An 8,558-nucleotide genomic window follows, 5' to 3' on the forward strand; every position below is an offset into this window, starting at 1 on the left:
GGCTCCTGTCGGAGTTAAACCTGTTGGGTACCCACAACCGCAGTAGGTACCCGTGTGACCTGAACAACCACCCTCAGGCTCCCTTAGGCGGGGAGCCTGAGCCGGAATGACGATTACTCGTCTTCCAGTTCGATGTTGATGCCGAGCGAGCGGATTTCTTTCAACAGTACGTTGAAGGATTCCGGCATGCCTGGCTCCATCCGGTGGTCGCCATCCACGATGTTTTTGTACATCTTGGTACGGCCGTTAACGTCATCCGACTTAACGGTGAGCATTTCCTGCAGGGTATAAGCCGCGCCGTATGCTTCCAGTGCCCACACTTCCATCTCACCGAAGCGTTGACCACCGAACTGCGCTTTACCACCCAGAGGTTGCTGAGTAACCAAGCTGTAAGAACCGGTTGAACGGGCGTGCATTTTATCGTCAACCAAGTGGTTCAGTTTCAGCATGTACATATAGCCGACAGTAACCTGGCGCTCGAATTGCTCACCGGTACGGCCATCGAACAGCGTGATCTGACCGGAGGTCGGGATACCACCCATTTCCAGCAGCTTCTTGATTTCAGTCTCTTTCGCACCGTCAAACACCGGTGTTGCGATCGGCATACCTTTTTTCAGGTTCTCTGCCAGACGCAGCACTTCGTCGTCGCTGAAGGTGTTCAGGTCAACTTTCTGGCAAACGTCGTCGCCCAGATCGTAGGCCTTCTGGATGAACTCACGCAGCTTGGCCACTTCCTGCTGCTGCTTCAGCATCTGGTTGATCTTCTCACCGATGCCTTTCGCAGCCATACCCAGGTGGGTTTCCAGGATCTGACCGATGTTCATACGTGATGGTACGCCCAGCGGGTTCAGTACGATGTCTACCGGCGTGCCGTTTTCATCGTAAGGCATATCTTCGATCGGGTTGATCTTGGAGATAACACCCTTGTTACCGTGGCGGCCCGCCATCTTGTCACCCGGTTGGATCTGACGTTTAACAGCCAGATAAACCTTGACGATTTTCAGCACGCCCGGCGCCAGATCGTCGCCCTGAGTGATCTTACGACGCTTGGCTTCCAGCTTCTTCTCGAAGTCGGATTTCAGTTCGTCGTACTGCTCGGCCAGCTGTTCCAGCTGGTTTTGCTTCTCTTCGTCGGTCAGGCCCAGTTCCAGCCAGCGATCGCGCGGCAGCTTGCTCAGCTTGTCGGCTTCGATGCCACCGGCAACCAGCACCGCGTGGATACGTGCAAACAGGCCGGCTTCCAGGATCTGCAGTTCTTCCGTCAGGTCTTTCTTCGCCTGCTTCAGCTGCATCTCTTCGATTTCCAACGCGCGCTTGTCTTTTTCCACGCCATCACGGGTGAAGACCTGCACGTCGATAACCGTACCGGAAACGCCGTTCGGCACACGCAGAGAAGAGTCTTTAACGTCAGACGCTTTCTCACCGAAGATCGCACGCAGCAGTTTCTCTTCCGGCGTCAGCTGGGTTTCGCCTTTAGGCGTTACCTTACCGACCAGGATGTCACCGCCGGTCACTTCAGCGCCGATATACACGATACCGGATTCATCCAGCTTGGAGAGCGCAGCTTCACCCACGTTAGGGATGTCGGCGGTGATCTCTTCAGGCCCCAGCTTGGTGTCGCGAGACACGCACGCCAGTTCCTGGATGTGGATGGTGGTGAAGCGATCTTCCTGCACCACGCGCTCGGAGACCAAGATGGAGTCTTCGAAGTTGTAGCCGTTCCAAGGCATGAACGCTACGCGCATGTTCTGGCCCAGTGCCAGTTCGCCCAGGTCTGTCGATGGGCCATCCGCCAGCACGTCACCGCGCTCGATTGGCTCACCCAGACTCACACACGGCATCTGGTTGATGCAGGTGTTCTGGTTAGAACGGGTGTACTTGGTCAGGTTGTAAATATCGATACCTGCTTCGCCCGGGTACATCTCGTCTTCGTTAACTTTGATAACGATACGGGAAGCATCCACGTACTGGATCACACCGCCGCGTTTGGCAACGGCGGTTACGCCGGAGTCAACCGCTACAGCACGTTCCATACCGGTACCGACCAGCGGCTTGTCAGCGCGCAGGGTTGGTACGGCCTGACGTTGCATGTTCGCACCCATCAATGCACGGTTGGCGTCATCGTGTTCCAGGAATGGAATCAGTGAGGCACCAACGGAAACAACCTGCTGGGTGGATACGTCCATGTAGTCAACCTGATCGCGGCTGAACAGGCTTGATTCGCCTTTGCTGCGGCAGGTGACCAGGTCTTCTACGAAGCGGCCTTCTTCATCCAGGTTGGAGTTCGCCTGGGCGATAACGAAGTTGCCTTCTTCAATAGCAGACAGGTAGTTGATTTCATCGGTCACCACGCCGTCACGCACGCGGCGGTACGGGGTTTCCAGGAAGCCATACTCGTTAGTCTGTGCGTACACGGACAGGGAGTTGATCAGACCGATGTTTGGACCTTCCGGCGTTTCGATTGGGCACACGCGGCCGTAGTGGGTCGGGTGTACGTCTCGAACTTCAAAGCCGGCGCGCTCACGGGTCAGACCGCCCGGGCCCAGTGCGGAGATACGACGCTTGTGCGTGATCTCGGACAGCGGGTTGTTCTGGTCCATGAACTGGGACAGCTGGCTGGAACCGAAGAACTCTTTCACCGCCGCCGAAATCGGCTTGGCGTTGATCATGTCCTGAGGCATCAGGGTATCCAGATCGCCCAGAGACAGACGCTCTTTCACCGCACGCTCAACACGCACCAGACCTACGCGGAACTGGTTCTCGGCCATTTCGCCGACGGAGCGGATACGACGGTTGCCCAAGTGGTCGATGTCGTCCACTTCGCCCTTGCCGTTACGGATATCGATGAGCTTCTTCATCACTTCGATGATGTCGTCTTTGCTCAGGATGCCCGAACCTTCGATCTCGTCGCGCAGCAGAGAACGGTTGAACTTCATGCGACCCACCGCGGACAGATCGTAGCGGTCTTCGGAGAAGAACAGGTTCTCGAACAGGCTTTCGGCAGCTTCGCGCGTTGGCGGCTCACCAGGGCGCATCATGCGGTAGATTTCTACCAGCGAGCTCAGACGATCGTTGGTCGGATCGACACGCAGCGTTTCAGAGATGTACGCGCCGTGATCCAGATCGTTGGTGAACAGCGTTTCGATGCGCTTGTGGCCAGACTGGCTCAGTTTGGCCAGCAGATCCAGCGACAGCTCCATGTTGGCTGCGCAGATCAGTTCGCCGGTATTGGTATCGATATAGTCTTTCGCGACCACTTTGCCCGCGATGTACTCTACCGGTACTTCAATGCTCTGAATGTCGTCTTTTTCCAGCTGACGGATATGACGAGCGGTGATGCGACGGCCTTTCTCTACGTAGATCTTGCCGTTGGCTTCGATATCGAACGAAGCGGTCTCACCACGCAGGCGCTCTGGCACCAGCTCCATCTGCAGCTTGTTGTCGCGGATTTCGAAGACGATCTTGTCAAAGAACAGGTCGAGGATCTGTTCAGTGGTGTAGTTCAGCGCGCGCAGAATGATGGTCGCAGGCAGTTTGCGGCGACGGTCAATACGCACGAACAGGTTGTCTTTCGGATCGAACTCGAAGTCCAACCATGAACCGCGGTAAGGGATGATGCGTGCGTTGTACAGCACTTTACCCGAAGAGTGGGTTTTACCCTTATCGCTGTCGAAGAATACGCCAGGACTACGGTGCAACTGAGATACGATAACCCTCTCAGTACCGTTGATCACAAAGGTGCCGTTTTCGGTCATGAGCGGAATTTCGCCCATGTAGACTTCTTGTTCCTTGATGTCTTTGACCGTACCTTCAGGCGCTTCGCGCTCATAGATAACCAGGCGCAGTTTTACGCGCAGCGGTGCAGAGAACGTCACACCACGGATCTGGCACTCTTTGACGTCGAAGACCGGCTCACCAAGACGGTAGCTAACGTATTGCAGCTCCGAATTGCCACTGTAGCTCTGGATAGGGAAAACAGAACGGAATGCGGCTTCAAGGCCGTACTGCCCTTCTGGATCTTGCTCGATAAACTTCTGGAACGAGTCAAGCTGGATAGAAAGGAGATATGGTATGTCCAGCACTTGTGGACGTTTACCAAAATCCTTACGAATACGTTTTTTCTCGGTATAGGAGTAAACCATAGGGTTCCTCAGCTCGCTGATCAGTGACCCAATCTGTCCGTCCGATTAGGGACAGTTCATGCAACACCGTTTTGTCGACCGGAAAGCGGGAACACTTTCCGCAATGTCTCTTGCTATCACGCTTAAACCATTTCATCGCGTCTTCCCCCAGAACTCCTGGTAGTGCAAAGACCGCGGTATATTAAGTCGTCAACAGAAACAAACATTGGGAGGCGAAACCAGCAGCCAAACAGTGTGAAACGCTACTGGCGCCCTACAGCGCAAAAAGGCTGGTGACTAAAAAGTCACCAGCCATCAGCCTAAAAGACTAGGCTGCAACCGGAAAGGTTGGCTTATTTAACTTCAACTTCTGCGCCAGCTTCTTCCAGAGATTTTTTCAGAGCTTCTGCGTCATCTTTGCTCACGCCTTCTTTCAGAGCGGCTGGAGCAGATTCAACCAGGTCTTTAGCTTCTTTCAGACCCAGGCCGGTAGCGCCACGTACTGCTTTGATAACAGCAACTTTGTTAGCGCCTGCAGCTTTCAGGATAACGTCGAATTCAGTTTTCTCTTCAGCAGCTTCAGCTGGGCCAGCAGCTACAGCTACAGCAGCAGCAGCAGAAACGCCGAATTTTTCTTCCATAGCGGAAACCAGTTCAACAACGTCCATTACGGACATAGCGGCAACTGCTTCCAGGATTTGGTCTTTAGTGATAGACATAACAATTGTTCCTAAAATTCAGAAATAGTTTAAATACGTTAGCAAAGGCTAAGAAAGAGTGGCTTACGCCGCTTCTTTCTGATCGCGTACTGCAGCCAGAGTGCGAACCAGTTTGCCGGCAGCGGCTTCTTTCATGGTTGCCATCAGGCGTGCGATCGCTTCTTCGTAAGTTGGCAGCGTCGCCAGGCGGTCGATTTGCGCCGCTGGGATCAGCTCACCTTCAAAGGCCGCAGCTTTAACCTCGAATTTTGCATTCGCTTTCGCGAACTCTTTGAACAGACGAGCAGCAGCGCCCGGGTGTTCGTGAGAGAATGCAATCAAGGTTGGACCGACAAACGTGTCTTTCAGGCATTCGAATGGAGTGCCTTCAACTACGCGACGCATCAGGGTGTTGCGAACAACACGCATGTAAACGCCAGCTTCACGACCTGCTTTACGCAGTTCAGTCATTTTATCTACGGTAACACCGCGGGAATCCGCAACAACCGCAGACAGCGCGCCTTTGGCTACTTCGCTGACTTCAGCAACAATCGCTTGTTTGTCTTGAAGATTTAATGCCATTAGCTTTTTGCTCCTGGATTAGCCGGGGAAAATCCCCCGGAACTCACTTCACTCGGCGCTTTGTAAAACGCCACGCCGAGCGGCTTAACACGGTGAGCAGAATCCAGCAAAGACATTCTTTTATAAAAAAGAAAAATTTTCTTAGGCTCTGTCACCGTCTACGCAGGAAGGATTAAGTATCTTGCGATACACCTGCGGTCTTGGACGGAGGCCTGGATAGGCCAGGCTCCAACCGAAAAATCTTTGTTTTGCCTACGGCATAGCCAGTAGCAAAACCTTGGGGCATAAGATTCTAGACAAATCTCGGCCCCAAGTCAAAGCGATAATCGCAAGTGCGATTAGTTCGCTGCAGCAGACAGACCGCTCTGATCGATAGCAACGCCAGCACCCATGGTGGTGGAGAGGCTAACTTTCTTGATGTACATGCCTTTCGCCTGAGAAGGTTTTGCTTTTTTCAGCGCAACCAGCAGGGCTTCCAGGTTTTCTTTCAGCTTGTCTGCGTCGAAATCAACCTTACCGATAGTGGTATGGATGATGCCGTTTTTGTCGTTACGGTAGCGAACCTGACCAGCTTTAGCGTTTTTCACTGCTTCAGCAACGTTCGGAGTAACGGTACCCACTTTCGGGTTTGGCATCAGGCCGCGTGGACCCAGGATCTGGCCCAGTTGACCTACAACGCGCATTGCATCCGGGGAAGCAATAACAACGTCGAAGTTCATTTCGCCTTTCTTGATCTGGTCAGCCAGATCGTCCATACCTACCAGCTCTGCGCCGGCAGCTTTCGCTGCTTCAGCGTTAGCGCCTTGGGCAAATACGGCAACGCGAACGGAACGACCGGTGCCGTGTGGCAGAACGGTAGCGCCACGAACGTTTTGGTCAGATTTACGAGCGTCGATGCCGAGGTTAACGGCAACGTCAACGCTTTCTACGAATTTAGCGGTGGCCAGCTCTTTCAGCAGAGCAACAGCTTCGGTGATGTCATACTGTTTAGTAGCATCAACTTTGTCACGGATCACGCGCATGCGCTTGGTCAGCTTAGCCATCTCTTAATCCTCCACTACCAGGCCCATGGAACGAGCGGTACCTTCGATGGAGCGAGTCATCGCTTCAACGTCAGAACCAGTCATGTCCGCAGCTTTGGTTTCTGCGATTTCACGTACCTGAGCACGAGTCACTTTACCTACTTTGTCTTTGTTCGGCTTACCGGAACCAGACTTGATACCAGCCGCTTTTTTCAGCAGAACTGCTGCTGGCGGGGTTTTGGTAACGAAAGTGAAGGAGCGATCAGAATAAACGGTGATAACAACCGGAATCGGCAGACCTTTTTCAACGCTGTCAGTCTTAGCGTTGAATGCCTTACAGAATTCCATGATGTTAACGCCCTGCTGACCCAGAGCTGGACCCACTGGTGGGCTCGGGTTCGCCATACCAGCTGCAACTTGCAGCTTGACGTAGGCTTGTACTTTCTTAGCCATTTAAATTTCCTCGGTTTGGGTAGTATCGCCTCGCAAAAGGCTCCCCGTGTTTCACCTCGCCAGACAGGCATCAGGCAAGGCATCTAAAAACAAAAGGCGCGAAATTGTAGTTCAATTTCGCGCCTTTGACAAGCGGCAACGCGCCACTCATTGCTGATTATTCGATCAGCCTTTCTCAACCTGGCTGAAGTCCAGTTCCACCGGCGTTGCACGGCCGAAGATGGAAACGGAAACTTTCAGGCGGCTCTTTTCGTAATCGACTTCTTCGACCACGCCGTTGAAATCTGCAAACGGGCCATCGTTGACGCGCACCAGCTCGCCCGGCTCGAACAGCGTCTTCGGACGCGGTTTGTCACCAACCTGCTGCAGGCGGTTCATGATCGCATCAACTTCTTTATCGCTGATAGGCGCAGGACGGTCAGACGTGCCGCCGATGAACCCCATGACACGCGGTACGCTGCGCACCAGGTGCCAGCTGGCGTCATTCATCACCATCTGCACCAGCACGTAGCCAGGGAAGAATTTACGCTCGCTCTTGCGACGCTGGCCACCACGGATTTCAACCACTTCTTCCGTAGGCACCATCACTTCGCCGAACAGCTCTTCCATATCGTGCAGTTTGATGTGTTCACGCAGCGATTGCGCTACGCGACCTTCAAAACCGGAAAACGCCTGAACGACGTACCAACGTTTTTTTGGAGCTTCAGACATTTTAGAACCTCAGGCCAGTAATAAACGACACCAGACGGACCAGAATACCATCCAGTCCCCACAGAATCAGTGACATCACGGCGGTTACCGCGGCAACGATCAACGTGGTGTGTAGCGTTTCCTGACGAGTTGGCCAAATCACTTTACGTACTTCGGTACGCGCTTCGCGGGCAAACGCAACGGTGGCTTTGCCTTTGGTGGTCATCAGAGCCACTGCACCTGCAACGGCGATGATCAGCACAACTGCCAGCGCGCGCAATGGCAGGCTTAAATCACGGTAGTAATAGTTACCGACAATAGCCACAACCAACAGAACGGCGACGATCAGCCACTTTGCCGCTTCCAGGCCGCGTCCGCTCCCTTGAGCCTCGGTATTCGCACTCATAAACCAACCTGTCACAATGATGATTCAGAACAAACAACTTTGCCTCGCATTGCGAGGCAAACCAAACCGATCGGATACCGCAATAGCAATATCCCGGTGTTTTACGCCATGACGTATTCAGTCAATACGGTTTAAGAGCCCATCTCACCAATGATTATGACTGCAAAATCGCTGATGAGATAGGTTCTAGTTCACAGCGTAGAAAAAGGGCATCAAATGATGCCCTTTTACCGCGTGTCGCGTCAAACTTTATCAGCGATTAAGCGATAACTTTAGCAACAACGCCTGCGCCAACGGTACGGCCGCCTTCACGGATTGCGAAACGCAGACCGTCGTCCATCGCAATTGGGTGAATCAGGGTGACAACCATGTTCACGTTGTCGCCTGGCATTACCATCTCTACGCCTTCTGGCAGTTCGATGGTACCGGTCACGTCAGTGGTACGGAAGTAGAACTGTGGACGGTAGCCTTTGAAGAATGGCGTGTGACGACCACCTTCATCTTTGCTCAGGATGTACACTTCAGATTCGAACTGGGTGTGTGGCTTGATGGAGCCTGGTTTAGCCAGTACCTGACCACGTTCGAT

Annotated in this window: 7 protein-coding genes and 1 pseudogene; all 8 read right to left on the minus strand. The window is 53.4% G+C overall.

The window, feature by feature from the left end; translation table 11 throughout:
- Window positions 1-113: 113 nt before the first annotated feature.
- Window positions 114-4,142, minus strand: a complete 4,029-nt coding sequence (gene rpoB / locus ACJ8HA_RS23185) for a DNA-directed RNA polymerase subunit beta (RefSeq protein ID WP_025304938.1) — start codon at window positions 4,140-4,142, stop codon at window positions 114-116.
- Window positions 4,143-4,474: 332 nt separating this feature from the next.
- Window positions 4,475-4,840, minus strand: coding sequence for a 50S ribosomal protein L7/L12 (gene rplL / locus ACJ8HA_RS23190; protein ID WP_004929903.1), 366 nt, complete (start codon window positions 4,838-4,840; stop codon window positions 4,475-4,477).
- 63 nt (window positions 4,841-4,903) lie between these two features.
- Window positions 4,904-5,401 carry a 50S ribosomal protein L10 gene (rplJ, locus tag ACJ8HA_RS23195; RefSeq protein WP_004929905.1) on the minus strand — a complete coding sequence of 166 codons (498 nt, stop codon included), beginning with the start codon at window positions 5,399-5,401 and terminating at the stop codon, window positions 4,904-4,906.
- A gap of 338 nt (window positions 5,402-5,739) precedes the next feature.
- Window positions 5,740-6,444: a 50S ribosomal protein L1 gene (gene rplA, locus ACJ8HA_RS23200; protein ID WP_019456443.1), complete on the minus strand. Its 705-nt coding sequence runs from the start codon at window positions 6,442-6,444 to the stop codon at window positions 5,740-5,742.
- Window positions 6,445-6,447: 3 nt separating this feature from the next.
- The gene (gene rplK, locus ACJ8HA_RS23205; RefSeq protein ID WP_015376316.1) at window positions 6,448-6,876 is read right to left on the minus strand and encodes a 50S ribosomal protein L11; all 429 of its coding nucleotides are present in this window, start codon (window positions 6,874-6,876) and stop codon (window positions 6,448-6,450) included.
- A 165-nt stretch (window positions 6,877-7,041) separates the two neighbouring features.
- Window positions 7,042-7,587, minus strand: coding sequence for a transcription termination/antitermination protein NusG (nusG, locus tag ACJ8HA_RS23210; protein ID WP_004929914.1), 546 nt, complete (start codon window positions 7,585-7,587; stop codon window positions 7,042-7,044).
- A 1-nt stretch (window position 7,588) separates the two neighbouring features.
- Entirely contained in the window at window positions 7,589-7,972 is a 384-nt protein-coding gene (secE, locus tag ACJ8HA_RS23215; protein ID WP_004929916.1) for a preprotein translocase subunit SecE, read from the minus strand.
- Window positions 7,973-8,231: 259 nt separating this feature from the next.
- A pseudogene (gene tuf, locus ACJ8HA_RS23220) lies at window positions 8,232-8,558 on the minus strand (elongation factor Tu); the annotation flags it as partial.

The organism is Serratia sp. CY33802, from assembly GCF_052169095.1.
In the GTDB taxonomy this organism is placed as follows: Bacteria; Pseudomonadota; Gammaproteobacteria; order Enterobacterales; family Enterobacteriaceae; genus Serratia; species Serratia bockelmannii.